The 26,202-nt window shown below is 34.8% G+C and carries 26 protein-coding genes and 4 pseudogenes; 12 read left to right on the forward strand and 18 right to left on the reverse strand.

All coding sequences use genetic code 11. The annotated features are described in order from the left end of the window. Nucleotides 1-303: 303 nt before the first annotated feature. On the reverse strand, nucleotides 304-612 hold the full coding sequence (locus tag ACTXGU_RS13985) for a hypothetical protein (RefSeq protein ID WP_443482143.1): 309 nt from the start codon (nucleotides 610-612) through the stop codon (nucleotides 304-306). Nucleotides 613-676: 64 nt separating this feature from the next. Next, nucleotides 677-994, reverse strand: a complete 318-nt coding sequence (locus tag ACTXGU_RS13990) for a hypothetical protein (RefSeq protein ID WP_443482144.1) — start codon at nucleotides 992-994, stop codon at nucleotides 677-679. A gap of 761 nt (nucleotides 995-1,755) precedes the next feature. On the opposite strand from ACTXGU_RS13990, the gene ACTXGU_RS13995 reads away from it, so the two are divergent. Then, nucleotides 1,756-2,217: a hypothetical protein gene (locus ACTXGU_RS13995; protein ID WP_443482145.1), complete on the forward strand. Its 462-nt coding sequence runs from the start codon at nucleotides 1,756-1,758 to the stop codon at nucleotides 2,215-2,217. 1,094 nt (nucleotides 2,218-3,311) lie between these two features. Here ACTXGU_RS13995 and ACTXGU_RS14000 read toward each other — a convergent pair. Next, nucleotides 3,312-3,449 (reverse strand): JAB domain-containing protein, encoded by a 138-nt coding sequence (locus tag ACTXGU_RS14000; protein WP_443482146.1) that lies wholly within the window; start codon nucleotides 3,447-3,449, stop codon nucleotides 3,312-3,314. Nucleotides 3,450-3,588: 139 nt separating this feature from the next. On the opposite strand from ACTXGU_RS14000, the pseudogene ACTXGU_RS14005 reads away from it, so the two are divergent. Beyond that, nucleotides 3,589-3,812: pseudogene (locus ACTXGU_RS14005) on the forward strand (DJ-1/PfpI family protein); the annotation flags it as partial. A gap of 108 nt (nucleotides 3,813-3,920) precedes the next feature. Here the strand turns inward: ACTXGU_RS14005 and ACTXGU_RS14010 are convergent. Beyond that, nucleotides 3,921-5,228 (reverse strand): acyl-CoA thioester hydrolase/BAAT C-terminal domain-containing protein, encoded by a 1,308-nt coding sequence (locus ACTXGU_RS14010; protein ID WP_443482147.1) that lies wholly within the window; start codon nucleotides 5,226-5,228, stop codon nucleotides 3,921-3,923. Nucleotides 5,229-5,435: 207 nt separating this feature from the next. Here ACTXGU_RS14010 and ACTXGU_RS14015 point away from each other — a divergent pair, with 207 nt between their 5' ends. Continuing rightward, the gene (locus ACTXGU_RS14015) at nucleotides 5,436-5,606 is read left to right on the forward strand and encodes a VOC family protein (RefSeq protein WP_443482148.1); all 171 of its coding nucleotides are present in this window, start codon (nucleotides 5,436-5,438) and stop codon (nucleotides 5,604-5,606) included. 4 nt (nucleotides 5,607-5,610) lie between these two features. After that, nucleotides 5,611-5,802, forward strand: coding sequence for a VOC family protein (locus ACTXGU_RS14020; protein WP_443482149.1), 192 nt, complete (start codon nucleotides 5,611-5,613; stop codon nucleotides 5,800-5,802). A gap of 126 nt (nucleotides 5,803-5,928) precedes the next feature. Here the strand turns inward: ACTXGU_RS14020 and ACTXGU_RS14025 are convergent, their stop codons facing one another. Then, nucleotides 5,929-6,426 carry a JAB domain-containing protein gene (locus ACTXGU_RS14025; protein WP_443482150.1) on the reverse strand — a complete coding sequence of 166 codons (498 nt, stop codon included), beginning with the start codon at nucleotides 6,424-6,426 and terminating at the stop codon, nucleotides 5,929-5,931. Nucleotides 6,427-7,731: 1,305 nt separating this feature from the next. Between ACTXGU_RS14025 and ACTXGU_RS14030 the strand changes: the two genes are divergently transcribed. After that, entirely contained in the window at nucleotides 7,732-8,478 is a 747-nt protein-coding gene (locus ACTXGU_RS14030) for an Abi family protein (RefSeq protein WP_443482151.1), read from the forward strand. Here ACTXGU_RS14030 and ACTXGU_RS14035 read toward each other — a convergent pair. From ACTXGU_RS14035 to ACTXGU_RS14050, 4 genes are all read right to left on the reverse strand, one after another. Then, nucleotides 8,426-8,731, reverse strand: a complete 306-nt coding sequence (locus tag ACTXGU_RS14035; RefSeq protein ID WP_443482152.1) for an alpha/beta fold hydrolase — start codon at nucleotides 8,729-8,731, stop codon at nucleotides 8,426-8,428. The genes ACTXGU_RS14030 and ACTXGU_RS14035 overlap by 53 nt on opposite strands. Before the next feature lie 83 nt (nucleotides 8,732-8,814). Continuing rightward, nucleotides 8,815-9,045 (reverse strand): AbrB/MazE/SpoVT family DNA-binding domain-containing protein, encoded by a 231-nt coding sequence (locus ACTXGU_RS14040; protein ID WP_443482153.1) that lies wholly within the window; start codon nucleotides 9,043-9,045, stop codon nucleotides 8,815-8,817. Between the two features lie 735 nt (nucleotides 9,046-9,780). After that, on the reverse strand, nucleotides 9,781-10,164 hold the full coding sequence (locus tag ACTXGU_RS14045) for a retropepsin-like aspartic protease (protein ID WP_443482154.1): 384 nt from the start codon (nucleotides 10,162-10,164) through the stop codon (nucleotides 9,781-9,783). Then, a complete protein-coding gene (locus ACTXGU_RS14050) occupies nucleotides 10,161-10,421 on the reverse strand; it encodes a hypothetical protein (protein WP_443482155.1) in 261 nt (86 codons plus the stop codon). The genes ACTXGU_RS14045 and ACTXGU_RS14050 overlap by 4 nt, the downstream gene beginning before the upstream one ends. 579 nt (nucleotides 10,422-11,000) lie before the next feature. On the opposite strand from ACTXGU_RS14050, the pseudogene ACTXGU_RS14055 reads away from it, so the two are divergent. Further along, a pseudogene (locus tag ACTXGU_RS14055) lies at nucleotides 11,001-11,243 on the forward strand (transposase); the annotation flags it as partial. Between the two features lie 12 nt (nucleotides 11,244-11,255). On the opposite strand, the gene ACTXGU_RS14060 reads toward ACTXGU_RS14055, so the two are convergent. Both ACTXGU_RS14060 and ACTXGU_RS14065 read right to left on the reverse strand, forming a co-directional pair. After that, entirely contained in the window at nucleotides 11,256-11,849 is a 594-nt protein-coding gene (locus ACTXGU_RS14060; RefSeq protein WP_443482156.1) for an Imm64 family immunity protein, read from the reverse strand. Nucleotides 11,850-11,854: 5 nt separating this feature from the next. After that, nucleotides 11,855-12,016 (reverse strand): annotated as a pseudogene (locus ACTXGU_RS14065) (SAR2788 family putative toxin); the annotation flags it as partial. A gap of 132 nt (nucleotides 12,017-12,148) precedes the next feature. Here ACTXGU_RS14065 and ACTXGU_RS14070 point away from each other — a divergent pair. The 6 genes from ACTXGU_RS14070 to ACTXGU_RS14095 all read left to right on the forward strand — a co-directional run bounded on the left by ACTXGU_RS14070 (nucleotide 12,149) and on the right by ACTXGU_RS14095 (nucleotide 19,250). Further along, nucleotides 12,149-12,445: an ArsR/SmtB family transcription factor gene (locus tag ACTXGU_RS14070; RefSeq protein ID WP_443482157.1), complete on the forward strand. Its 297-nt coding sequence runs from the start codon at nucleotides 12,149-12,151 to the stop codon at nucleotides 12,443-12,445. A gap of 188 nt (nucleotides 12,446-12,633) precedes the next feature. Continuing rightward, complete coding sequence (locus ACTXGU_RS14075) at nucleotides 12,634-15,441, forward strand: non-ribosomal peptide synthetase (protein WP_443482158.1); 2,808 nt, start codon at nucleotides 12,634-12,636, stop codon at nucleotides 15,439-15,441. Next, on the forward strand, nucleotides 15,438-16,280 hold the full coding sequence (locus ACTXGU_RS14080; RefSeq protein ID WP_443482159.1) for an alpha/beta fold hydrolase: 843 nt from the start codon (nucleotides 15,438-15,440) through the stop codon (nucleotides 16,278-16,280). The genes ACTXGU_RS14075 and ACTXGU_RS14080 overlap by 4 nt, the downstream gene beginning before the upstream one ends. Further along, on the forward strand, nucleotides 16,270-17,640 hold the full coding sequence (locus ACTXGU_RS14085) for an MFS transporter (protein ID WP_443482160.1): 1,371 nt from the start codon (nucleotides 16,270-16,272) through the stop codon (nucleotides 17,638-17,640). Before ACTXGU_RS14080 ends, ACTXGU_RS14085 begins: the two co-directional genes overlap by 11 nt. A gap of 47 nt (nucleotides 17,641-17,687) precedes the next feature. Next, nucleotides 17,688-18,353, forward strand: a complete 666-nt coding sequence (locus ACTXGU_RS14090; protein ID WP_443482161.1) for a 4'-phosphopantetheinyl transferase family protein — start codon at nucleotides 17,688-17,690, stop codon at nucleotides 18,351-18,353. A gap of 678 nt (nucleotides 18,354-19,031) precedes the next feature. Beyond that, the gene (locus ACTXGU_RS14095) at nucleotides 19,032-19,250 is read left to right on the forward strand and encodes a hypothetical protein (RefSeq protein ID WP_443482162.1); all 219 of its coding nucleotides are present in this window, start codon (nucleotides 19,032-19,034) and stop codon (nucleotides 19,248-19,250) included. Between the two features lie 428 nt (nucleotides 19,251-19,678). Here ACTXGU_RS14095 and ACTXGU_RS14100 read toward each other — a convergent pair. From ACTXGU_RS14100 to ACTXGU_RS14130, 7 genes and pseudogenes are all read right to left on the reverse strand, one after another. Beyond that, nucleotides 19,679-20,167 (reverse strand): annotated as a pseudogene (locus tag ACTXGU_RS14100) (type I restriction endonuclease subunit R, EcoR124 family); the annotation flags it as partial. A gap of 191 nt (nucleotides 20,168-20,358) precedes the next feature. Continuing rightward, the gene (locus tag ACTXGU_RS14105; protein WP_443482163.1) at nucleotides 20,359-21,537 is read right to left on the reverse strand and encodes a hypothetical protein; all 1,179 of its coding nucleotides are present in this window, start codon (nucleotides 21,535-21,537) and stop codon (nucleotides 20,359-20,361) included. 124 nt (nucleotides 21,538-21,661) lie between these two features. Further along, nucleotides 21,662-22,447 carry a hypothetical protein gene (locus ACTXGU_RS14110; RefSeq protein ID WP_443482164.1) on the reverse strand — a complete coding sequence of 262 codons (786 nt, stop codon included), beginning with the start codon at nucleotides 22,445-22,447 and terminating at the stop codon, nucleotides 21,662-21,664. Between the two features lie 42 nt (nucleotides 22,448-22,489). Continuing rightward, entirely contained in the window at nucleotides 22,490-22,810 is a 321-nt protein-coding gene (locus tag ACTXGU_RS14115; RefSeq protein WP_443482165.1) for a hypothetical protein, read from the reverse strand. A gap of 207 nt (nucleotides 22,811-23,017) precedes the next feature. After that, the gene (locus ACTXGU_RS14120) at nucleotides 23,018-23,491 is read right to left on the reverse strand and encodes a DnaA N-terminal domain-containing protein (protein WP_443482166.1); all 474 of its coding nucleotides are present in this window, start codon (nucleotides 23,489-23,491) and stop codon (nucleotides 23,018-23,020) included. A 248-nt stretch (nucleotides 23,492-23,739) separates the two neighbouring features. After that, nucleotides 23,740-25,134 (reverse strand): 23S rRNA (uracil(1939)-C(5))-methyltransferase RlmD, encoded by a 1,395-nt coding sequence (gene rlmD / locus ACTXGU_RS14125; RefSeq protein ID WP_443482167.1) that lies wholly within the window; start codon nucleotides 25,132-25,134, stop codon nucleotides 23,740-23,742. A gap of 67 nt (nucleotides 25,135-25,201) precedes the next feature. After that, a complete protein-coding gene (locus ACTXGU_RS14130) occupies nucleotides 25,202-26,062 on the reverse strand; it encodes a DNA-3-methyladenine glycosylase family protein (RefSeq protein ID WP_443482168.1) in 861 nt (286 codons plus the stop codon). Between the last annotated feature and the right edge of the window lie 140 nt (nucleotides 26,063-26,202).

The raw sequence follows: 26,202 nt of genomic DNA on the forward strand, positions 1-26,202 counted from the left end.
TTATAATACTTGTTATCACCAGGTACCATGGTTTCTTCAAAATATTTTAGAGCATGATGATTTCATCTAAACACAATCAGAAAAATTTTTATTTTTCTATTACCTTACACTAGATTCATTAGAGCTATCGATTATTTTGTATTTATTTCCAGTTTTACTTCCAATTAAAAAGCCCCCTAAGCCCTTCCAAAAACACAAATTATCAGAAGGGTTTATCGTAATAATTTTGGAATTCTTAGGTTAAAAATCGAAAAATGAATAATAGAATAATTTTGATCATTTTCTATACTGCTAATTCTTACATTAACCCCACCACATTGCTAAAACAAATAATGACCAAAAGGAAGTCGGTAGACCTATGGTACTAATAACAAGGGTATATACACCAAATCTACCTTTTTCAATTATTTGTTTTTTAATAACTATATATGTTAATACAGGTGTGACTAAATACAAGAAAACACTTATCATTGTTAGGGCAGTTAAATAGTATATAGGGTGAATTTCTATAATATTTTCATTCAAAAAATAAGCAATTCCCTGACCAAATATTCCTAATATGGTAGCTAAAATGATACTTCCAATTATAAGAACATTAGCTTTTATCATCATTCTCACCTCCAATTAATAATCAACAATTAAAAGTCACAGCAAATCATTCAACTTTATTTCAAATCTACATTTGCTTATTTTCCACATGCTCTACTCCATTTTCTGTATAAGATTCTAAAATAATTTTCCCATTACCCTTATAATAAAAATACGTTTTATCATCATTCTTTAGTTTAATACCAACCATAAAATTTTTATTTCCACTTAAATTCGCTATAAACGATCCACTAGAGATAATATCCTTTTTAGAAATGTTTTTTTCGGTTGTCAAATAGTTAATTACACTACCTTCAACACTTTTTTCTTTAAATTTTATGTAAGCAATTAGACTTCCTATCAAAATAAATACAACGAATAATACAATCCAAATTTTCTTCCTCATTTAAACCACCTTTATATTTCCTCGGTATCATTTAGTGTAATTTTACACTTAACCTGTTGTTTTATCAACCCTTTTAATTCTTAATTTTCCCGACGAATGGAAAATGCCTACACTAAGTTACTTAGTATCGGCTCTATTTTTTAATAATTTTATTATCTTTTCAATGACTTTATTATTCTTTTCCTTTGTCCGAATGCTTCCATAGAAACATGATAGGAAGAGCTTTAGCCATATGGTTGTGTCCCTTGCATTGCGTGATCCAATTCTCCTTCATTACTTGACAGGATCCAAAATGGAAATGAGTATAACCCGCGACAAGGTTCCCCTTCTGATACTCCTCTAGCTTTTTTCCTCGCGTTCCCTTTGTTTCTTAAGCATATGGCATATGGAACTTCTCCTTTTGGATGGAAAAGTAGAGTAGTGTAATTCATGTCCTTTCTATTTTACATTGCCATGAAACAAGAAAAGCCATTCATTGAGGATTCTTTTATCCTATTATTCTCGATTTCATGTTCCACCCAATGGTCACCGTTTAAATCTTTGCTGTATTTCACACTTAAAAATACGCTACCTTTTTTTGTTATAGGCTATGTTAAATTTTATTGTTGATTTATTAAGAAAGGCTGTTTTCGTAAAGTTTTGTTGTTTTTGGTATTTAGATTTTCTGTGTTGAAATTTATCCATAGAAACATTTAGATGGGCTGACTCGTCTAATGAGAATGAGAATGATACTAATAATAAACTTTGGGAGGTAATATGATTTGAGAAAAGTTATTCTTATGTCATTATCCTTAACTTTTATATCTTCACTTCTTTTTGGTTGTCAACCGAAAGAAAATATCACTACTGAAACTGCTGTTAATCCAACTACTAAGACGGAAAACAATAAAAAACTGTCAATTAATAGTGATTTTAATAGCGTCAGCATTTCAAAAACAAAAGGTGTTGATGAAATTACTTTTGATGATAAAGAATCTATTGATGCCTTTCGAAGCATATTACCAAATGCAGTAAAAGAAGCTGGCATAGTTAATATGGCTGACCCCGAATTTTATTTGGACATCGGTTACAACAGAAAAAATCACCAAAGTTTGTATTTATGGATAGGCGAAAAAGGACAAAGAAATACATTTATGAAAACGGAAGATACGCACACCATTTATACGGTTTCAGAAGAGGAGACCGATAAATTGATTGAATTAGTTGATTCTCGCTTTAATTAAGCCTTCGTATAAAGTCTTTTTTATTTTTTGGTTATCGAAATCGAGAGAGATTGCTATTTAACTATATCTAGTCTAAGAAGATTTTTTTAGAAATAACTAGAATAACTGAAACAAATAGAAGGATGATTTAAAAGAATAATGAAAGGTTCCACAAGGAATCTTTCTACCAAAGAAGAAACGTTGTTTTCTTCTTTTCTTTCTTCCTTGAATGTTATTTCATCGCATTCTCACCCTATTTGTTCAACCCAAGCACCATGATTTACACCACCCCATCGGGTAGGCTTTCGTCAGCCGGACTGTTACGGTAAATTCTCACGCCTATTAGCCGAGCTTAAAACACGCTTTTCCTTACTGAACAGCGTGCTATTCGACGCAGGGGGAGCCTTTCAGAGCGTTACCTCCTCATTCGACTCCTCGACATAACCCCTTCAGTTTTAGAAATCTAAAACTGCCTGACCTTTACCGAAATTGTGTGACCACATTTCATTTAAGTCAGGAACAGTTCGCACAAACTATATGGCCCTTTAACGGAACAACTCTATTGTCACTCAACAGCTCATTAATTCACCTTTATATTCAGATGCTCTTTTCCTTTAAAACACCCCTTTAGATAACCATATCCAAAAGGGTACGGTGCAACTTTTTTCAAAACGGTTTAACTTTTTATAAACGGTTCATCTTTTTTTCAAATCTACAATAACACTGGTTATCACGGTTTAGCAGGGTTACTTCAAAATACTTTGGAGCATTGCCTCCCTTCCTTGGTCCGAGTACGTCACTTGAAACATATTAGGAAGAGCTTTAACCACATGATTTTGGTCTCTTACATTAATTGATCCAATTAGCCACCATTTCTTGATAGGTTCCAAAATGGAAATGGGTATAACCCGCGATAGGATTCCCCATCCGATACCCCTCTTGGTTGCTGCCGCGCATTCCTTTTGTTTATGTACTATCTTTATTGTTAGCTTTCTACGTTTGAAGAAACGTTGTTTTCTTCTTTTCTTCCTTCCTTGGTTGTTTAAGGATAAATAATAACTTTTCTGAAAGATACTCCACGAAATAAAGGGATATCTCTCTCTTTATTATAGTTCCTAATGCTCTTTCATGCTGTTGTAATCTGCTTTAGCATTGACGATTACATGATCTAATCCTTCAATCCCTAATTCTACTAATCTTGTAGTTACGGTTATATCTTCTATAGAAGGAGTCACATCACCGCTTGGATCCACTCATGGAGTTTTCCTAAGTCTAGCTTTTTAAGTATGCTTAGGATACTTTTAATTACTGTACATTTAAAATAGTAGCTCCAAATCGTTTTTTATCTACATAAGTATCAATTTGCCAATTCCCTTCTGACAATAAATTTATGGAAGAAGAGCAACAACGCATTGGATGGATATTGATAGATTTGAACAGGAAGTCCCTGACGTATCAGTCCAACGTGGTGTTAAATTTGTGATGAAGGTTCACTTTTAACTTCTGGAGGGATTTCAGCAGGAATTAATATGTCTTTTCATCTGATTTCTCCACTACATGGTAAAGAAGTTGCTATAGAGACAGCAAAACGAATGAAATATGAAATTAAGTTATAATTATCCTTTAACTAATTGAAGAAGAATGATATTACTGTTTATGTTTTATTTCTTCAACAAACGGGCACGTTTATGGAAGAACCCGTAGATTTAAGTATGAAGTTATATTTAATTATCAAACTTGGAATTAAAGTGGTTTAGAGTCTTTATCCATGAATCCTCACAAGATTGGTTGAAACCTTGTATATTATTCTTTCTATTAGGTCTGTATGCTTGAAATGGAATTGTCAAAAAATGACCACAATCTTGATAGGAAAAATGTTCATACCTGTGAATAAAATTATATTTATCTAGATATTTTTCAGCAATATTACAATGCTTGAAGGATGGCCATATTTCATCATCTACTGAAGATAAGAACAGGATATCCCCATTAATTTTTTCTAAAGGTATAGAAGCTTTTAGATTCTTTTTATCTTTTAATACAAAATCGTATAAATCAATAAGATTTACAGTTTTCCAAGATAAAAGTTTTTTTAAAAGAAAAGAGCACAATGCTTTCATTGAGATCCTTGCGTAAGGTATTTCACTTCCCTTAAAAGTCCATGAAGAATGACGAGACATTTTTTTATTTTTAGAAATTCCTTCGTAAACATAGCAACTAGGTGTATTAGCAACGATTTTTTTTATTTGAGGAAATAAAGTTCCGGCTAATAAAGCCATCTCGCCACCTTTTGAACGTCCATAAAGATATATTTGATTTCCTTGTGTTTTAGGGTGTGACTGTAAAAAAGAAATAGCATTTTCTATGTATTCTATTGGAATCTCTGATAAGTTTTCTGATAAACCATCAAGGCCAAAATAGGATAATGCAAGGGTGTGAAATCCATGAGAAGCCAATAACGAAGCTATCATCTGAGCTTTTTCAATTCTTCCATCACTACCACTAAGTACAATAATGCAAGGTTTAATCTCATTTAAAGAAGTGTTTATAAATAATCGGCCTGTAAGGTTTTCATTGTCAATTGTGGTGACCTTTACATTACTATCTTTAAATAGTCTTAAACAAGGTTTTTGACATACAACTTCATTATCTATAGTGAGAGTGAAAGTTACAGAATAACTTTCAAAAACATTTATAGAGTCTAGTTTTGTGGGGATATTTAGATTTTTATTAACTTCATATTGACTCATCGAAGAAAATAACCCCATTGAATCACAATAATTATAACTTCCATCAATCGGAATCTGTTTTGATAAGTCTACTACTCCTTCATCATTGGCGATAAAATAACCATAAGAATTCCAAACACCATATGAATGTTGTATTGGAATATTGATACACTGATAATTATCTGTCGAGGCTTCTATTTTTATTTTTTGATTAGGAAGTAGCCCTATAACCTTAATATTTATTCTTTCATCAGCAAAAGATTGATCTTTCGAAAAAATAATGTCTAATTGTTTTGTTTTCATTGACTCATTCCTTTCGTTCTATTTCCTAATATTCACTTTACCATTTTTAGGTTATTAAAGGGACTATTTTTTAATGTGCAATTTTGGTTAATATGGTACATACAAAAAGGCGAAAAACAACAGTTTTCGCCTTTTTCTCATTTTCTGCAGTACAATGAGAAAAAATCATACATTCAAATTTCTTATTTTAAAAAGGGAAACACGATTATGCAAATCTATAAAATTTTAACGCCTATTTATGTAAATGACCTGGAAAAAACCCTTCCTTTTTACGAAGAACTACTTCAAACCAATGCAGGAACAAGATTTCATTATGCTGAAAGGGAATTAAACAATGCCGTTGTTGGCCAACTTCTGCTTATAAGCGGAAACGGATGAAAAATTGGCAGCTGTAAGAAATATCGCTTTGTCTTTTTTAGTAGATGATGTTCTCGCTTATAAGACTTGGCTTTTGGATAATGGAGCCGTAATCCTGCAGGATATTACGAAAGTGTCGACAGGGTACAATATGATGGTGCAACAACCAGATGGTACGCTAATGGAATACGTTGAGCACACCAAAGTTGGTGAATAATGAACAATAGCACGAAAACGGGAAACAAAGGTGCTGCTATCTTCGGCATAATTCTTTATTCTTTTCTTCTTTTATTGAATGGTTTCTACGTTCGAAGAAACGTTCTTTTCTTCTTTTATTCCTTGATTAAAAAATAACAGTAACATCAAAAGATTTCCGAAGAAAAAAAGGGAGATTGCTCTCCCTTTGCCCGTGCTCTTTCATGCTGTAATAATCAGCTTTTGCATTGACGATTACATGATCTAATACTTCAATCCCTAATACTTTCCCGCATTCTACTAATCTTGTAGTTACGCTTATATCTTCTAGGGAAGGATTTACATCTCCGCTTGGGTGCTGGTGACTCACAACGATGGAAGCACTGTTATTAAGAATGGCTGCTTTAAATACTTCCCTCGGAATAACCAAGGAGACATTCAATCCTCCTACGTGTGCGCGGTGTACTGCTACTACTTCATTTTTGGTAGAAAGACACATCACGAAAAATACTTCTCTGTCTTCATCTCCGATAAACTTTGCGGCAACGATGGCTGCATCTTGAGGAGATCGTATGATATATTTTTGCTCGCCCTCCACTTCCTTGATTACTTGTTTAATGCGTACTACTTCATATACTTTTTTCATGTTTCCTCTCTCCTTTCTGCGTTTGAGAGAGGATCAACAATTCGCGCAAACAGGGGGAAGGGCGTGCTGACGAAGAAGCACGCTTGCCAGTTTTGGGTAGGAAAAGTCCAGAAAAGTTCCTTCTTTCTGGACTTTTTCGTTAGAAATCGAGAAAAGCCCAATAACTTAGCAAGCGTTCCATTGCGTAGTTGGCAAGGTTACGCTTGTTTAGCCCACTTGGCTTTTCCGCTTTCTTTCCCAAAACGCCCGCCCTTCCCGCTGTCATAAGCGAACTTGTTACAATAAGGAGAACGAAGGAAGGATAGAAAAGGAAAACAAACAGAAAAAAACGGCAAGGGTTCGATGCCCGCAGCCGTTTAGCAAATAGCTTTTTATTATTTGACATGGCAAAAAATAAAAAAGCGTTCTGTATGAAAGTTCTTTCTTCATACAGTCGTCTTTTTAGAGGCTCGATGCCTCTAAAAAGACGTGGTTTATTAGGGGAAAAAGAGCGATGTTTAAGCGAGCGAAAACGATTCCTGGCAACAGCCAGGAATTTCCCTCTTTTTCTTTATCTTTTAAGCATTTCGGCTCGTTCGATGCGGCGACCTGCCGCAAAGAAGACAGGAATCTACGGCATATAGGCGAAAGCCGTAGATTCCGTTGTTATCGGATTCTTTAGTGTCGAAGCGATACGTACGGAATGACAGAATAAAGTATTTCTTTTCTGATCATTCTGTTGTGCTGCCGCTCTATATCCTAAAAATTACTTGTTATACTACTTTCTTTTTTTCTTTATTTATTGTTTTATTTCTACGTTGGAAGAAACGTTTATGTTATCTTTTCTTGATTATTTAACACTTAAAATCACTTATAAATAGCATGTTTCAAATCGAATACTTTTAGAGAAAGTTCGTTATACTTTACATATCCGTATCGAATCAACCAAATAAAGAATCTTAAAATATCTAGGATTGAAGAACTTTTGTGAAAAAGTTTGATCATATTCTGCTTGTGTTGTGCCATTAATATTTGAGCGGATCTCATAACTTTTCCTAGTCTCTATACCTTTTTCTGTTTTAAATAAATTAAGATATAACGTTGAAACTAATTTTGTAGCACATCCAAAAACTTTTAATAGTACTCTTTTACCTTTATCCTTTATCCCTACATGCTATATACACGAAAACATTATAAAGCGTATTCACTTCAATTCGTTGACAAAGATGGCCCCAAGGTATATGCTATTAGTAACAGAACCCACCACGCCTCTTAACAATGCGGACCAAGGTGGGTCATTTTATTTATTCAAGGAGAAATGTTACGTTGGATTCTGAAAAAGATATTCCAAAAGTTAAATTACCCACTACATATACGGAACAAGTGGAATTATTTAAAAGCAGAAATTTACATATAGAGAATTCTGACAATGCTGAAAAAACACTACAAAGGATCAATTATTATCGACTTACAGCTTACGGACTTACTCTTAAAAATCCGTTAAATAAAGAGCAGTATGTTAGCGGTTCATCCTTTGAAACATTATTTTCTTTATACGAATTTGACCGAAAATTAAGATTATTGCTTTTAGGAGTATTAGAAACCATTGAAATAGCTTTCCGAACACATATTTCCTATGAGAGTGCTCATAAATTTGGTCCTCTTGGCTATAAAGACAAAGAAAACTTTATTAATGAAAAGTTTCATAAAGATTCTTTAGATGAATTGGATACATTGATTAAAAGAAGTCGTAAAGGTGAATTGTTTATTCAACATCATTATAAAAATTATCATGGAGAAATCCCTATTTGGGCGGCAATGGAAGTAACATCCTTTGGATTCTTATCCAAACTATATCGAAATTTAAACGAAGATGTAAAAAAACACATCGCTAAAATGTATTACAATGTTCCATACCTATACCTAGAAAGCTGGTTGCAAACATTATCGAACGTTCGTAATGTTTGTGCACACTATGGAAGATTATATAATAAGTTGTTAACGTTCAAGCCTCGCTTATTTACAAAAGAAAAATATCCACAGCATAAACATGATAATGCTGTGATAATTTAGGCAAAACTTTGGAATAATCTTCCCAAGCCATACCTTGACCATGAATTAATAGAAGTGGTGTTTTTCCATTACTTGGACCTTTACCATAGTTTAATACTGTACCATCCTTTAATTTTATTTGTTTTTCAATAAATCCTGAATTGTACATTTTTTTTAAAGGTTTCTTAATATAAGTCATATTCGTATAAAAATAAGATCCAACCAATATCACTATTAACAGGAATAAAACACCAGTAATTATCATCTTCTTCATCCTTTATTCTTTTATAAGGTATTCTGAATAAAAGCAGAACCTAATTGAATAGTGGATTCTCATTCAAATTTTGAATTCGATAACTATTCCTCATCTGATTCTTTTATAGGCTTCGAATTTAAAATAGCATCAGCAAATGCAAAGAATACTTCTTGTTTGACTAATGCTATGCCTTGTTTTTCATCACCTAACATTAATAGAGAGTCTCCTGGCTTAATATTAAATATATCTCTTGCTTCTTTTGGAATGACAATTTGTCCTTTTGTACCCACTTTCACAGTACCAAAAATATGTTTTCCTTCTGGATGTTCCATTATGAATCCACCTTCCTCTTCATTGTCGAATGTATTCTTTTTCTTATAAGTATAACTTTTCATACTCAGTATATAATTATCACAGATATAGTTCAAGGAATAACTGAATGGGAACAGAGAATATCGGAGAAAAACGATTGAAACTTTATTGGACAAGGGATTGAGAGGATATTGAAGTAGCAAAAGAGACACCCCGAAGCGACCCGAAATTTGTCGAATGTAAGTAAAATATTTGATAGTGAACGGCCCGTTCTTCATTCGCACCAATTCTCTACGAATCTTCTCGCTCTAGGCATGTAATTTTTTGGTACCATTTGACTCTCCTATCTTGGGTAATATCAGATTGAGACTTCTGAGGTCTATGAATTCACTGCTTTTAGGATTTTACGTTTGTTAGGTTATTCCTTTATCATGTGATTGGAACCAGTTTATCCCTTCCTTTTACTATTTAGTTACCATGAAGAAAATTATCTTCAAAATAACTGTATTTCACTTTTTTTTGGAAGTTAAAAAAATAGTTGCTTATTTGGAGAGAAGAACGAGAAAATATTAATTGTACATGGGATTGATATGAAAAAGACCCCGAACTCGCAAAAGATTTTTTTCACGAAATCAGAGTCGGATTAGCAAATGTTTATTTTGGGGTTACACCTTTAAAACCATATGCAAGACACACTCCACATGGTTTGGATGGTTATGACAGATATTTACAGATGTAGTAGCGTTTACCTTAACCTAGTTATTTCTTACTTCCATATTTTCAAAGTCAATGATTAATTTATTTATGAGAAAAAAATCACTCCCTATGATTCCGTCAAATCCATGCATCTCCCTAACATCACCGAGCTGTATAATGAAATCATTCAGTTGGTACTCATCTATATTCATACCGCTCACTTTTTGTTCAATGCAAATTTCAGTACCGCCAATTCCGTACATCTTTCGTGTTATCGCATTTTCTAGATCAAGCAATATTCCGATTTCCTCGCATAAATCCGTATCTAAGATGGTTGAAGAACAGCCAGTATCAAGTAGTACGTTACTAAACGTCTTTTTCTTTCCGTTGTATTCAATCTCAACCGAAACTAGAGGTAAATGATCATCCATTTTAAATTTCATACTCTTCTTCGCACACCTATATATGGCTGCTCAATTACCTTAGTTTCCTCATTATTTGTGTGAAAGATATATAATTCGCGATTTTGATTTTCTGCATGTAATTTTTTATACACTTTCCATGCGGCATTCCCATTTTCAAAGTCATCAATCACTGCCATTTCTTCAATGACTCTTTCTTTTCCTCTTGTTTCCGATTTTAATGCTTCTACTAAGACACAACGTTCTGGAAAATGATGACGTACTTCAGACCATTTCATTCACATGCGCCTCCAGTTCATTAATTAATTTCTTTTTATTATATCATTTTTATCATGCAAAAAATTAGATACCTTCCATTTGGGTCACACTGACACCTCAAAGCGCCTCGTAATTTATTGAATACAAGTAAAATATTTGATAGTGAGAAGCTCGTTCTCCATTCTCTCTATTTCTTTACGAATCTTCAGGTCAATAGAGCAGACACAATCTTCTATACTGCTAATCTAGCAATATTCGAAAAAATCTGGGACGTCACTGTAAATTGCACCCCTTATAGTTGACAGTTTAAATTCGGAAATCATGACCATAATGAATCTTAAAAGGAGTGATTTCCATGTCCAAGCAAAGAAGTTATAAACGTTATTCGTTTGAGTTAAAATTGGAGGCAGTTCAAAAGGTATTGGCAGAAGAAAGTGTATTAAAGGTTGCGAAATAATTCGATGTAACAGATCCAGATTACATTTTTAAAGACAGCGAAAGCCAATCAACTGAAAGTAGCATTCCAGCGTTTTTAGGAAAAAGACATATCTGAAACAGAAGCCTATTTAGATCAATGGCTTTCTTGAGCAAGACGGTCTCAAATTCCAGATATGGTTAAGTTGGCGAAAAGTATACACAAGGATCGTTATGGCATCCTTCAATGGTTTACGAGGTGTATCAATAATGGCATCCTCGAAGCAACAAATGGATTAATTCAAGCTGCCAAACGACAAGCAAGAGGATACCGCTTCACCAAAAACCTAATAACGATGATCTATCTTATTGCAGGTGGGTTGAATTTAAAGGTAACAGAGTTATTAGAGAGTAACCCCTTCATTTAACTTACAGACCACTTAGTAGTTAAATGAAGGGGTATTCCACTCAAAACTGCGAATAGCCCCATAATAAACATCTAATGTATTACTTTGTCCAATAACAGCAACAGGGTATGAATCGTTATCCTTTATTAAGTGTTCAAATTCATCTGGTTGCATTTCAATTTCAATTTCATGACCAGCGAACGAATACGCATATCTAGCCTTCTTATACAGTTCAATTAAAGTATTTACTATATGTTCTCTAATAACTGGTATATTAGCATCATCACTATCTTTAGGAAACATATATTCCCAACCAATTCCAAATAAAAAGCCAAAATAGTTGCTTTCTTTTTGAATTGTAAGATTTAATTCTCCTAGGCTTAACCCCAAGAATGAACCAGATAATTCAAATGTTGTATAGAAGCCATTTAGAAAAGATTTTTCTACTTTATTATTCTGAATTTCGTGTTCAAGCCAAACCTCACCATCAATATCTTTACTATATTTCACACTTATAAATTCGCTACCGTTTTTAGTTATAAAATCTCTAATAGTCTCCATTGTCTCAACTAAATCATTGTCTTTATTGAAAACAATACCGATATTAATATATCCACCTACACCCAATTAGTTCACCTCTTTATAATTAACTCACCAATACGTATAAAATTATCTTTTTGGTATGATTCGAGCTTATATGCAGTAATAAATTCTCCGTTTTCTTTAAAAAATGCAGCATTATTTCCATTGATGTGCATAACAACGGGGTCATCTTGACCACTATGTCTTGTTTTGTCAGAGCAGTATGCGTCGTCAATCATTTTCTCATAGCAGCTTTAGATAATGACTGGAGTTTATCGGGCAGTGAAAAGAGTTTGATAGTAACTTCAATTGATAAAATGTTTTGGAGTTGATATAATAGTATTATGATTATTAAACTGACAAAAAAACAAGAAGATGAAATAAGAATAAAAATTTTTAAGGCTCTTTCGGACCCGTTTAGATTAGAAATTATTAGATATTTAAAAAAGGTAAATCGCGGAGTAAGTTGTGGTGAAATCGGAGAGATAGTTAAAATTAATAAGTCAGCAGGTTCTTATCACTTTAAAGTTCTTCGAGAAGCAGGATTAACTCTTACACGAAAGGAGTCCAGAGAAAAATACGTAACTCTTAATTATGATATGTTTGATAAATATGTGACAAAATTTCTGGATTCTCTTTGAATTCAGAAATTTTTTTATTTGGGAATATTAAATTTGGTAGTTCATTCTTGAAAAGTAAATATATAGGTGGTATACTACATAAAAAAGTTTAAAAGTATTTGTACTTTTAAACTAAAATTTTTAATGGCGTATGTATTATTGTTAAAAAGTATTTGTATATTTGAACTAGAAAGGAGATGGAGATAATTATGGTAACCGATAATATTGCCGCTAAAAGTGTAGTGCGAGAGGGATTTCACCAGAATACAGAAAACCTTTCCGAAATGATTTCTTATTGTGTTGAGAAATTTCCGAATAAATCAATTATATATGCTGATTCTAGAGGGGAAAGAGTTACCACTTATCTCGATACCTATAATGAATCTAAGTTGTTACTTAGTAATTTGTATAAGAATGGAATTAATACTGGAGATATTGTTGTTATAGCCTTAGAGGAACATTCTGACTTTATTCCTTTAATTTGGGCCTGCGTTTTGGGAGGGATAATACCTTGCCCAATAATTCCTCGAGTTACAGATATGGAAGTATGGAGAGGAAGCCTAAATCATATATCAAAGTTGCTTAATAATCCCACCTTCATTATTTCATCGCGTAACCTTAAATTATTTGATATAAGTAATAAAATTCTCAAGGTAGAAGACTTACATAATTCTGTATCTACACCTACAAAAGTTGATAGCAATAACATTCCGGACATCGCTTTTTTAATGTTGAGTTCTGGTTCAACTGGTGCTCCAAAAGCAATTGTCTTGACTCATAAAAATATCCTTAATTCATTAGAAGGAAAGCGACTTGCTACAGGAATATCAGATACCGATATTACCATGAATTGGATTGCTTTTGATCATGTTGCGGCATTAACAGAGTGCCACTTCTTGCCATTGTTCACGGGTTCAACACAGGTTCAAGTTCCAGCGGTTGATATTGTTTCAGATCCACTCTTTTTTTTAAAACTAATTAGCAAATATCGAGTTTCCCATACATTTACTCCTAACTTCCTCCTGGGACAAATTACATCACTGGTAGATAGTGCAGATGGTGGTTTACCAGAAAAAATTCAGCAATTGGATTTTTCTTACCTCAAACGTATTATTTCTGGAGGCGAGGCTAACGTATGTGAAACAGGCGAACGCTTCTTAAATACATTTGCAGACTTAGGTATCAAGCGTTCAGTTATTTGGCCAGCATTTGGTATGACCGAAACCTGTGCTGGATCAATCTATTCAACTAATTTTGAGAATGAAATTGGCAAAAGTGAGTTCGCAACTCTCGGAAAACCTATTCCTAATTTGAAAATTCGAATTCTTGGGGAAAACGGAGAGGTCATGAAGCCAGGTCAAGAAGGGGAACTTCAGCTGCACGGTGCTATGATATTCAGTAAATATTATTCCAATGAAAAAGCTACAAAGGAAGCATTTACTGAAGATGGATGGTTTAGAACAGGGGATCTGGGCATTATTGAGCCCAACTCAGGATCTTTACGCTTAGTAGGGAGAAGTAAAGATAGCATTATTGTTAATGGTAATAATTACTTTCTTTACGAACTTGAAACAGTAATTGGAGGTCTTGAAGGTATAGCCCCTTCTTTTATTGCTGCATTCTCAACCCGACCAGTTGGATCAGATACAGAGTCACTTGTTGTTTTCTATACTCCACTGAGTAATTATAATACGCTTCAACAACTTAGAAATATTAATATTGCAATTAGAAATATCACTATATTACACTGGGGATTTCGTCCTCTTTTAGTGCTCCCTGTATCCAAAGATATACTTACTAAGACAAGTCTTGGTAAAATTCAGCGTTCCAAGCTGCAAAAGAAATACGAAGCAGGAGAGTTTGACAGTTTAATAGCAGATTTTTCTGGCTTAGAAAAAGAATATACTCCACCAATTGTTCCTGCTAAGTATGAATACGAAGAGAAAATAATCAATTTATTTTCGAAGATAACAGGAATTCCAATAAGGGAAATAGGTGCGACCAGTAATTTCTTTTCATTAGGCGGTACGTCACTAGAGATTTTACGTTTACTTACTAGTCTTAGAGAACAATTTGATGTCAAACGAAATTTTTCTTTAGTGGACTTGCTTCGAGCCCCTACACCAAGAGGGATAACTAGTCTTTTTTCTTCCAATGAAACTATTAATAAAGAATACAATCCAATCGTACCACTTCAGGAAAAGGGAGAGGGGACTCCCATTTTTATGATTCACCCAGGAGTTGGAGAGGTTTTGGTTTTTGTAAATATGGCTAATTTTTTCATGGATGAAAGACCTGTTTATGCTTTAAGAGCACGTGGATTCAATCCAGGTGAGAAATTTTTTGAGTCTTTTGATGAACTTGTATCTATCTATGTTGCTGCTATTAAGAAATATCAACCCCATGGGCCGTACTATATTGCAGGCTACTCCTATGGTGGAGCAGTTTCACTACCGGTTGCGCAAACTTTGGAAGCAATGGGGGAGAAAGTACACGTTTTAGTAATTGATGCTCCGCCAGTAATTGAACATCCTCGTGGTAAGGTTGATAGGGTAGAAAGTGCTCTTATGTTGTCTTTCTTTCTCGGCTTTATTGATAAAAGTCAACTTGATACTATTGGTAATAATCTAAGAGAATCTGAGGATATAAATCCAGTAGACTATCTTTTTTCATTGGCACCGACATCGAGAATTCGAGAGCTTGGACAAGATTTGACGACATTTAAACATTGGAATGATTTGGCTTATGGTCTTTCTCAAATTGGAGGTTCTTACAAACCTAGAGGAAGTGTAAATGACGTTACTGTCTTTTATGCTGAACCAATCTGGGGAAGTAAGACTGATTATTTAGCAACAATGTTAAAGAAGTGGGATAAATATTCTCGCTCCCCTGTGCGGTACATCGAAGTTCCAGGAGAGCACCATACAATCCTCAATCCTGAATTTGTTGATAAATTTCAGGAGATATTTCGATCTGAGTTATCGAAAATGGTCAGCAAACAAGGAGTTGAGAAATGATGAGTAATAATCACGTCCTATGCTATGATGAGGTCGGACAGGGTGAAGAGACCATGTTTGTTCATGGCTATATTTCCGATCGACGGATTTGGTCGCAGGTAAGAGAACATTGGCACGATTCGGGTCACTTATTTTTCCCTACTCTTGAAGGCTTTTGGGAAGAGTCTATGGAGGCCAAAGAAAGTGATTTTAGTGTTGATAATCATATTGAAGATATTATTGATTTCTTAGAAAAAGTTTGTACCTCGCCTGTTAATCTCGTTGGATGGTCATATGGAGCGTCACTTGTTTTGCTGGTTGCTGCAAGAAGACCAGATCTGGTGAAATCTGTGTTTGCTTATGAACCTGGCATTTCATCTTTTGTTTTAAATAAAGAAATATTGCAGCAAATCCAGTGTGATCGTGTAGAAATGGCAAGTCCCGCTATAGAAGCAGTAAAAGCTGGGAATACAAAAGAGGCTGTTAAGTATATTGTTAATGGAGCCTGCAACCGAGCAGGAGTATTTGAAGAATTCGATGAGGAACTAAAACAGAGATTCTTTGATAATGCAAGCACGGTTCCGTTGATGTTTACCAAACGGAGTGCCCCAAATTTACCCGTTTCTTCTGAGGACTTAAAAAGAATTTCGTGTCCTGTTACTATAAGTTACGGTGAATATGCTCGTCCTGCGTATAGGCTTGTCGCAAAGGAAGCTGCAAAAATAATTCCCAATTCAATAATACAGATCATTCCAGGCGCAATGCATGTTGTCCCGGTGACGTCCCCGGAGATATTCCTGCAGAAGGTTCTTGAACATCTCAGTGGAGTTGACAGGAGGGTAGCAGCCAATGGCAAATAAACAAACAAATTCAACTTGGGTACTCGTGCTTACATCGCTTGGTTTCTTCATGGCGATGATGGATTCGATGATTGTAACAACCGCGTCAACAGCTATTCGAAATGATTTTAGAGTTTCGGTTGGCGAGCTACAATGGGCGCTCAATGCTTATAACGTTACAATTGCAGCTGTTTTATTGATTGGTGTTGCGATTGGAGGTCGCATCGGGCACAGAAAGTTGTATAATATCGGTCTCTTTATCTTTGTATTGGGTTCAGTCTTTTGTGCATTATCAAGTAATATAGATCTTTTAATAGCTTCTAGGGTAATACAGGGAATCGGTGCCTCTGTAATGACCCCTATGTCGATGGCCATATTAACGGCATCTATTCCTCCTTCCGAACGTGGAAAGGCTCTGGGTATTTGGAGTGGGATAGGCGGGCTTGCCCTCATTGTAGGGCCTGCATTGGGTGGTTTAATTGTTGCTAAGCTCGCTTGGCAATGGATTTTTTGGATCAATGTTCCCATAGGTCTTATTGGTATTTATCTATCGCAACGTAAACTACCAGAAACTCAGTTACAGGGTAATCATTTAAACATCATTGATTCTATACTGATTGTCCTTTCTTCAGCAGGGGTTATCTGGGCGTTATCAGAAAGTACTTCTAAAAAGATCGAGATTTCAACAATAATTATTGGGGTGTTAAGTATTGTTTTGGGAATCATCTTTGTTTTGCGACAGAGGCATGAAAAAAGTCCAATGATTCCACTTTCTTTTTTCAAATCTTGGACTTTCAGTGGGGGAATCATCTCTACTTTTTTACTTTACGCATCTATGTATGGCGTAGTGTTTTTCTTGCCCCAATATTTACAGGTTGTAGATAAATCAAACGCATTGATTGCAGGGCTTCAGCTTTTACCTTGGACAGGGACATTGGTCATTGTAGCTCCAATAGCTGGAAAAGCTGTTGATAAATTTGGTGAACGCTTGGTAGCGATCACTGGTCTGCTTCTTCAAGGAATAGGTTATTTGTTGATTGTGCTAACTTTGGTACTAGGGAATCCATATTGGCTAATGGTTATTCCACTTATCTTTGCAGGTGCTGGCATTTCAATGGCAGGGCCCGCATTACAGAAAGCAGCACTTGGATCTGTTAGCAGAACTGAGATTGCTAAAGCGTCAGGGATCTATAATATGTTTCGGCTCCTTGGTGGTGCGGTAGGAATCACGGTTTCTGTTATTATCTTCTACGCTTTTGGAGATATAGTGACGACGACTGCATTTACGACTGGCTTTAGCGCTGCAATGATTGGATCAGGCGTTCTTTCTCTACTAGGCATTTTTTCCTCAGTTGGTCTTCGCTCAACTCTTGCAAAATGATTTGGGCGATAAAGCTTGATTTCAATATTGAGATTTTGCGATACACAATGTTACTGCCAAAGATTAGCAAAGAACGACTTTTTAGGATAAAGGAATATAGAAAACAAGAAGACAAAATTAGAAGTGTTTTTGCTGAACTTTTAGTACGATATGCGGTCAATCAATTTAGAGGTTGTTCTAATCAAGAAATTAAATTTTGTACTGGAATAAATGGAAAACCGCAACTAGTGCTCCCCAATAATATTTATTTTAATCTTTCGCACTCTGGTTGCTGGGTAGTTTGCGTGGTAGATAATGATCCCGTTGGAATAGATATTGAAAAAATTCAAGAAATTGAAATGGATGTGGCTCAGCAAATTTTCACGCAGAAAGAAAGCCAATTTCTTAAACTTTCAAAGAATAGTTTAGAGCGGAAAAAACGATTTTTTAAGATCTGGACGATGAAGGAATGCTTTCTAAAAGCTATTGGGGAAGGTTTAAGCAGAGACTTATCCTCTTTCTCGGTTGAATTTAATCAGAATTGTTCTCCTAAAATATCCTTTACATCAGAGGGAGAGGATTTAAATTGCATATGGAAATTTAAGCAGTATGAGATAGATAATGATTATATCCTATCAGTAGCTTATACAAGGAAAATAGAAAAAATTCAGATGGTTGATTCTCAAATTTTTTATGATGGTGCTGTTCAATCAACAAATTATCCAAAGATATAGATTATAATAATAAACCAGGTAAATTATATTTGATGAAATTGCTAGCATGTCCATCGTTACTGCTTAACTTATAAGAACCTGTCTGAAAAATAAAGATTAGATAAGATATACATTCGAGTAGAGATAAGATAATCCCTCCCTTTTACCGGCTCCACACATGCAGAGTCGGTGAAAGAGATAAACAAATAGGTACTTAAAGGTGTATAAAGAAAACAGGTTTTGTTATACGTGTACCGTAGTGAGAGGCAGACTCCAATATCGCAAAGTTTCATAGATTGCAAGCTTAAAAGCTGGATTATTCAGCTTGTTCATTCCTTTGTTTTATTTTCATTTGGATTGAAGGTCTGTCTACCCACTAGGACATCAAAAACTACATCCATATAACCCTTAGATGATTATCCTACTATTAAACACTTCAAACAAAGAATCGTGCTGTTCATCTAGTCAGATGGAACAACACTGTTTTTCATTAGCCTTTTCCCTTCTCCATATTTGCCCTCTCTTCCTACAGAAACTAATAATGTTTCATTTCAGGAGGTTATTACATAATCTACATGACTAGATTAAAATTTTCTCAAAAAATTCACTATTATTTTTAACATTTTAGAAAAAGTATTGTTGAAGGCTATGAAAGGGGAGATCACCGCAACCTTTGCATTATCGAAGGGAGGTGAACGCATGGAACCTATTCGTACAGAGTGGCAAGTGCGTTGTGCGTTTAATAGCTTTTGTAAACGAGTATTGAAGCATGAAGCAATCAATGCTTATAACCAAAGGCGACAACAACAAGCACATGAAATGACCTTTTCTGACCTTACACCACAAGAAGAAAATCAGCTTTGTTTTTTGGTTACAGTGCCGCCCCGAAGCGACCTGAAATTTGTCGAATGTAAATAAAATATTTGATAGTGAACGGCTCGTTCTCTATTCGCTCTAATTCTTTACGAATCTTCAGGTCAATTGAGTAGACACAAGCTTGTTCGTGATGTTCCATTCAAATATAATTGCATCGTTTGTTGTTTAAATTCTGCAGTAAAGGTTCAGTTCGGTGTGTTCTTTTATCCATGTTAGATTCTCTATTGTCTTATTCTCCTTGACCTAAAAATAATTGTTCAATTAAGTGTAGCTATCTAGAACAACTAAAATTAGATATTAAATTGTGTATGATCTATGACCATCACTATAAATGTTAATACAATAAAAAAAGATGACTCCTATAAAATACAGAAATCATCCTCTTCTTGTTGCCTAATATTTGTAGTAGTTTTTTCAAAACGTCCATTATAAAGGGGATACTTTGCACAAGGAAAGGATCCTTTTCGATTCTATCTCAATTCATCATCCAATGGTAAAACAACTTCATCCAATGTTTTTCTCCATTGACGTTTCATCTCTGGTCCATACTTTAATGGTTTAGCTTCTGGATGAGCTACTTTGTATAGATCATATTGCTTACTATCAATAACGCTTCCGATATTCGGTATCCGATCCACCCCAGGTACATATTGAATTGCTGATGAATGAAGTTCATTTTCAGCTACATACCAAGTATTCGCAAAATTTTCAATCACTTGATCATGAGCTTCTGTGAAATATCGTCGCTTCACGGCAAAAATATCTTCATCTGGATCGATTTCCTTATCATCAATTGCATTCAATATTTCTCGATAGACTTGCTTGACATTTTCAGACTTCTTCAATTTTTGCAGTGCATTTTCAATTTCATCACGAATGCCTTGATCATTTGCAGAATAAGTATCCAATAGTCGATCAATATACATGGAGTCAATATCGTAAACCTTAATGGCATTCTTGGCTCTTAATGAATCTGGCGAATTTGAAACTAAGTCTTCATTCTTGTCAGCAATTTCATTGCATAACTCTGCTATTGTTAACGCACAATTTGCACTTTCATTCTGTCCTAAGTTATACTTACTCACGCTTCGCCTCCTATTAAAATTGTACCTTTTATGTTTACAAAAACAGTGTAAGGTTAGATTAGTCATCAATCAATTTTCATGGAAAACATCTCAATAAATAAATCCCTAAAAGGTTCGTCAAGTGTGGCACAAACGAGTTTACTCCAGGTACTTATTTCAATCGAATCACTTTCAACACACCAGATTTTATAGTGCTCATCACCATATCTATCAATAGGAACTTCAGTGTCTGTTACAGAATCTCTGAATTTTTCTTCAAAGATATCTTTTGAGTACTGGTTTACAGAAAAATCAATGTGATTAAAGACTCTTTTATCTGGATAGTACTGTGCGTGCACATAATTCGTAATTACAAAATTATCTCTAACTTTCTCAGGACTCCATAATTCTTCAACTTCAATATGATAAAAATTACGACCATCTCGATCCCTATCTGGTTTAATTATCATAACAACTTTATCCAGATACTTAGGATCATAGTGAACTATAATTTCCTTTTTATTAACTAGCTTTTCAATATCCCCAAAGTCAACTGTTATTCCACGATACTTTTGAAAATCCATAGTAGCAGTGCTTATCATCTTATCTGCTGGTACAGCTACTTTTTCATCGCATCTAAGAAATAATTCTTTTTTATATATTTCGTCGTTAATTATCTTAAGAGTATACAGAACATCATCAGTAGCTGCTCCAATCGTAGTATCAAAAAATATATTATAAAGATAATATCTTCCATCAATAATAAATCCTTGCCTCAAAAACTTGGCTTCACTTATTAGGCTTAATCCATACTTATTATGCGAGTTTCTTAATACTTCATATTTACGTATTTCCGCAACACCCTCAATTTCTATCATTTTACTTTTTATTAGATAGCATACCAATGCATATACTAACAACTTATGATCAAATTCAAAATAGTCCTGAAATCTTAACTTTGATGATATAACAGACCAAAGTATTGGAACACTTTTATTAACTTCTTCGTACTCCTTTTTAGGTTTTAATAAACAAAAGCCACTATACCAGAAATTATTATCATCAAAGCATAGCCAACATAATTCTTCAACATCTACTTCACATATCAGATACTCTTCGTAAGCCTCCTCTACTAATGCTGATAAAAAGTATGGTATATTGTCCGGCTCATGAGTAAATAACCAAAATGTATCAGCAGCATAGTGTTTTAAATATACGTTAGGGTAAAAGATATGTGCCACTTCACCATGTGGCTGTTTTTTCATACTCCTAAATATGATAAATCTTTCTTTTCATACAATTATTTTAAACCTCCTACCTTCAATCGAAATCAATCGTTATTCTCTTTTTAAACCCGGTAAAACCGTCTCTAAATACTCCTGCCAATAATCAATTATCGCCTTCCATGTCATGAAGCCAATAGTACATTAACAGTATTTCAAACTCTTGCTTTCTTCCTTTTGTGAAGGACTTTTTCGGCATCTTTCTATATAGGGAATCGAGATTAAAAAGATTACTTTTTTGCTTGTAATCATAATCGTACTTTCTCCAAGTATGTTGACTTTTTTTTCTATGAGTTGAAGGCCAAATATCCTCATTATCAAAAAATCTATTTATCCAATCATAAGCAAAGGCAAGAAGATTAACCTGATGTTTTGCCCAAGTTTTATTGATCCAATCAGTTATTTCTTCCGATATTGATGGTATTCCAAAATTAAACCTTTGCTCGCTTTCTACCCTATGATAGTCTTTTATTAAAAGAAAAAGCATTTCCGTCTGATCCTTAAGAAACGGCAATCTTTTAATCAATCTTGAGTAACAATCATATGAAGCATTTCTAAATTCACTATCAGCATTATACAGAAAGAAGAACTCATTCTCCTTCAAAATGTTTCCAATGTATTTATGTATTTGCTTCCCATATTCATTATAAATGCCAACAACCCATTCCCTAACGTCAGGCTCATACTCCCTAAGCTGCTTACGATACTTCTCTAGCTTTTCATTGTGCAGTACTGTTTTTTCTTCAGCTTCCGTAATATTCAGATAGTTATTAAAGTACTCGAACACATAATCGACGCAGATTTTCATATTTTGAGTACGTGCATCAATGTCAAATTCATTGAGCTTATCTTCTTTTTTTCTTCGAGCAATGTATTCCTCAATTCTTAGCATTTAAACCACCTCAAGCTTTTTCACTCACATGGAGCATAGGTATCACCCTAACAACTCACGGATCTTTTCCGTAAGTATTGCTTTTCTTGCCTCATAAAATTTTTCGAAGTCCTCTATTTCAAGTGATACATCTTGCGGAATCATGGCCTGTTTACAAAATTCCGACTTTTGTTCATCGTTCATATCATTGTAATAATCAATGAGACGCATATCATTTTTGCTACCATTACTCCTACCTTCAAGTAGATGTAAGTTAGGTAGACGATTACGCATTCCACGCCATCTTTTCCACTCTTCCATACTAACAGCTATTGGTTTGCTGCCGTTAAATCTGTTATCTGGATGTAAATAATTTTTGTTCACAGTGACGCCCCGAAGCGATCCAAAACTTGTCGAATTTAAATAAAATATTAGATAGTTAACGGCCCGTTCTTCATTCGCACCAATTCTTTACGAACCTTCTCGCTCTAAGCATGTAATCTTTTGGAACTATTTTTCTCTCCTATCTTGGGAAATATCAGATTGAGACTTCTGATGTCTATGAATTCACTGATTTTGGGATTTTTACGTTTATTGAGTTATTCCCTTATCAAGTGATTGAAACCAGTTTATCCCTTCCTTTTTAGCCTCTTCAGGTGTATGTGTATTAAACTGAGCAAGTATGCTTGAATGAATTTGCTTCACTTGATTAGAGGATAAGCCAATCTCCTTGCAGGCAAGCAGCATATACCCCATCGCTTGTTCCTTATCCATTTCAATTTTAGTATTAATATTTTGTCTATCAGGGGATATAACTTTTATGTTGAAATCTTGATCAGTTAACTCTTTTAACACTTCCATAAAGAGATGCTTATATCTCTCCTTGATCCATTCTTTTGAAAAGTCATTTGCCGCCGTAATTACCAGTGTATGTTCGTCCAATATTTGGCCAGATGTCGGTGCAATCCAAGTATCGAATGAAGGTTTTGATATCCTACTTGAGATTTCTATTAAAATGATCTCCCATAAATCTTGTGAATCAGTTTTAGAGCTTGAATCAGTCATAAACTTATCCCTCCCTAATCAATATTTATTTTTATTATAACAAAGCAGATGAACCATTTACTTTTTAGTCACCATGAAGAAAACAATCTTCGAAATTACTTTTTTTGAAGTTGAAACTATATTTTCTTATTTGGAAAGAAGAACTAGAAAAGATTCATGGACATTGGATTGCTATGAAAAAGACCCCGAAATCGCAAATATATTTTTTAACGAATTCAGAGTCGGAATAGCAAGTATTTATTTTGGCTTTACACTTTCAAAACCATCTGCGAAACACATTCGACGTGCGCTGTATGCGGAAACATATCCACTGGCTGAATATACTCCACTTTATACTCTTTCGATAAATAATCAATATCCTTTGCCAATGTAGATGGATTGCATGACACGTATACAAATTTCTTCGGTTTTACTTTTTTAATTGCATCTAATAATTTACGGTCGCAGCCTGTTCGCGGGGGATCGACTACTACTACGTCTGGGCGCCAGCCTTCTTCTACCCATTTTGGCAGCCAGTGTTCGGCTGTGCCTGTTACGTAGGTGGCGTTTTCGATTCCGTGACGTGCTGCGTTTTTTTGGGCATCAAAGATGGCTGCTTCGATTGTGTCCATGCCGCGCACTTCGCTTGCTCCGTCTGCCAGCCATAATCCGATTGTTCCAACTCCGCAATAGGCATCGGCAATTTTTTCTTTGCCTGTTAATCCTGCTGCTTTTTTTACTTCATCGTATAATGTGACGGTTTGAATTGGGTTTAATTGAAAAAATGCTCTTGCGGATAATTCGAAATTTAAGTCTCCTAATGTTTCTTGGATGACTTCTTCTCCGCTTAAATGCAATGTTTTTTCTCCAAAAATAAGCGAGGTTTTGTTCCCGTTAATGTTTTGTACAAGTGATTTTACTTCTGGCAGTCTTTTTTGAATTTCTGCCATAATTAATTTTTTGCGTGGCACTTCTTTTTGCGTTGTTATTAACACGACTTGTACTTCGCCTGATTGAAAGCCTGCACGCGTTACGATCGTACGGACAATTCCTTTTTGTGTGCGTTCATTATAAATTGGAACTTGCAGCTCTTCTAAAATACGTCTTACTTCTTCTGACACTTTATTCGTTAAAGGATGCTGCACCATGCAGTTTTGAATCGGCACTAATCGGTGGGAATCTATTCCATATAAACCTGCGATGATTTTGCCATTTTTTTGCTGCCCTATTTGGAATTGGCTCTTATTGCGATAATTCCATGGCTCTTTCATGCCAAGAGTTGGACGAATATCCAACTTATCGACTTTAAGCTTTGTGTGCCGTTCCATCGATTGGATGACAATATCCCGTTTTTCCTTCAGCTGCTGATCATAAGCTAAATGCTGAAGCTGGCATCCTCCACATTGTTCGTAAATTGGGCAGGGCGCTTTTACTCGGAAAGGAGATGATTTTCGAATTTTTTTTATTTTTCCTTCTGAAAACTTCGGCTGAACTTTTGTAGCTTCTACAACGACCTCTTCACCTGGAAGTGCGCCAGGCACAAACACAACTTGCCGTTTGAAATAGCCAACGCCTTCCCCATTAATGCCTAAACGTTTTATTGTTAAAGGAAAGGTTTGACCTTGTGTCAGTTTCACCGTATTGGTTTGCTTTTTATCTTTCATTTTTAATGCTCCGTTCTTTTAGAAATCATCCTTTAATAGTAATACTTCTTTTTTCGAATATCCAGCATTACTCGATACTTCTCCATAAATAAAGAGACGCATAGCTTAAGTAAGGCTGCCAATTGACGATTAACGCTTCCATTTGTTCTTTTGTCGGCTTGTTTTCTAATTGAAAAAGCTTCTTTATCGCGTTTTGAATGCCAATATCTGCAATCGGAAATAAATTTTGTCTTCCCAACCCGAATAGTAAAAAGTTCTGTACCGTCCATGGTCCTATTCCTCTTAAAGGAAGCAGCTCTGTCATAATTTCTTCGTCTGTTTTTTGATAAAAACTATTTAAATGAAGGTTTCCGGCCACAATTTGTTTCGAAAGGTTTATAACATATTCTGCTTTTCGTGTGCTGAATTGCAATTCTCTTAATTCTTCAACGGTAAGTTCCGCCACTTTTTCTGGCTGTGGATAAAACCATACACCTTCTTTTTCAAAGCCATATGTCGTGACAAATCTATGAGTAAGTGTATAAGCAAATTTCAGATTCAATTGCTGATGGACAATGCATTTAACCAAGCAATTATATGGACTGAAATCTAATACGATTGGTGTTCCATGATGTATCTGAAATAACTCTTTTAAATCGGTTTGTTGAAAATGCTCATGAACAGATTGCAAGGAAATATCCCATTGAAAAATTCGCGTTAATTGTTGTAAAAGCAGCCCTTCCATCTCTCCTTCAATGCCATAAATTTCAAACTTGGGATTTTCCGTTGTTCCTATTGCCTTTACTGTAGCAACATACGGCACTTTTTCTAATAAAAGTGGTACTTTTACACTTCTGCCTGCTATATCCACTTGATGAAGGGGGTCTAATGCTAAACGGCTTAAAACTAAATCAAAATTATAAGGACCTATAAACTCAACTATCTGCAAAATGGATCATCCGTTCTCTTTTTTCTGTATTATAGCACTTTATTGTTGCAATTTTCTCGGTTTTTGTTGCAGTTTTTCCGATTATTGTTGCAATTTTCCTCATTATTGTTGCAGTTTTTTCGATATAGCTATTCTTCTAC

The sequence above is a fragment of the Niallia sp. 01092 genome, assembly GCF_052318935.1.
GTDB lineage: Bacteria > Bacillota > Bacilli > Bacillales > Cytobacillaceae > Niallia.

What these genes read in the sequence shown, in the direction of transcription:
- ACTXGU_RS14105 (WP_443482163.1), bottom strand. Translation starts at nt 21,537, where the DNA reads ATGAAAAAACAGCCACATGGTGAAGTGGCACATATCTTTTACCCTAAC.
- ACTXGU_RS14015 (WP_443482148.1), top strand. Translation starts at nt 5,436, where the DNA reads ATGCAAATCTATAAAATTTTAACGCCTATTTATGTAAATGACCTGGAA.
- ACTXGU_RS14040 (WP_443482153.1), bottom strand. Translation starts at nt 9,045, where the DNA reads ATGGAACATCCAGAAGGAAAACATATTTTTGGTACTGTGAAAGTGGGT.
- ACTXGU_RS14070 (WP_443482157.1), top strand. Translation starts at nt 12,149, where the DNA reads ATGATTATTAAACTGACAAAAAAACAAGAAGATGAAATAAGAATAAAA.
- ACTXGU_RS14090 (WP_443482161.1), top strand. Translation starts at nt 17,688, where the DNA reads ATGTTACTGCCAAAGATTAGCAAAGAACGACTTTTTAGGATAAAGGAA.
- rlmD (WP_443482167.1), bottom strand. Translation starts at nt 25,134, where the DNA reads ATGAAAGATAAAAAGCAAACCAATACGGTGAAACTGACACAAGGTCAA.
- ACTXGU_RS14045 (WP_443482154.1), bottom strand. Translation starts at nt 10,164, where the DNA reads ATGAAATTTAAAATGGATGATCATTTACCTCTAGTTTCGGTTGAGATT.
- ACTXGU_RS13990 (WP_443482144.1), bottom strand. Translation starts at nt 994, where the DNA reads ATGAGGAAGAAAATTTGGATTGTATTATTCGTTGTATTTATTTTGATA.
- ACTXGU_RS14035 (WP_443482152.1), bottom strand. Translation starts at nt 8,731, where the DNA reads ATGAAGAAGATGATAATTACTGGTGTTTTATTCCTGTTAATAGTGATA.
- ACTXGU_RS14075 (WP_443482158.1), top strand. Translation starts at nt 12,634, where the DNA reads ATGGTAACCGATAATATTGCCGCTAAAAGTGTAGTGCGAGAGGGATTT.
- ACTXGU_RS14120 (WP_443482166.1), bottom strand. Translation starts at nt 23,491, where the DNA reads ATGACTGATTCAAGCTCTAAAACTGATTCACAAGATTTATGGGAGATC.
- ACTXGU_RS14085 (WP_443482160.1), top strand. Translation starts at nt 16,270, where the DNA reads ATGGCAAATAAACAAACAAATTCAACTTGGGTACTCGTGCTTACATCG.
- ACTXGU_RS14050 (WP_443482155.1), bottom strand. Translation starts at nt 10,421, where the DNA reads ATGAAATGGTCTGAAGTACGTCATCATTTTCCAGAACGTTGTGTCTTA.
- ACTXGU_RS14010 (WP_443482147.1), bottom strand. Translation starts at nt 5,228, where the DNA reads ATGAAAACAAAACAATTAGACATTATTTTTTCGAAAGATCAATCTTTT.
- ACTXGU_RS13985 (WP_443482143.1), bottom strand. Translation starts at nt 612, where the DNA reads ATGATGATAAAAGCTAATGTTCTTATAATTGGAAGTATCATTTTAGCT.
- ACTXGU_RS14080 (WP_443482159.1), top strand. Translation starts at nt 15,438, where the DNA reads ATGATGAGTAATAATCACGTCCTATGCTATGATGAGGTCGGACAGGGT.
- ACTXGU_RS14095 (WP_443482162.1), top strand. Translation starts at nt 19,032, where the DNA reads ATGGAACCTATTCGTACAGAGTGGCAAGTGCGTTGTGCGTTTAATAGC.
- ACTXGU_RS14110 (WP_443482164.1), bottom strand. Translation starts at nt 22,447, where the DNA reads ATGCTAAGAATTGAGGAATACATTGCTCGAAGAAAAAAAGAAGATAAG.
- ACTXGU_RS14025 (WP_443482150.1), bottom strand. Translation starts at nt 6,426, where the DNA reads ATGAAAAAAGTATATGAAGTAGTACGCATTAAACAAGTAATCAAGGAA.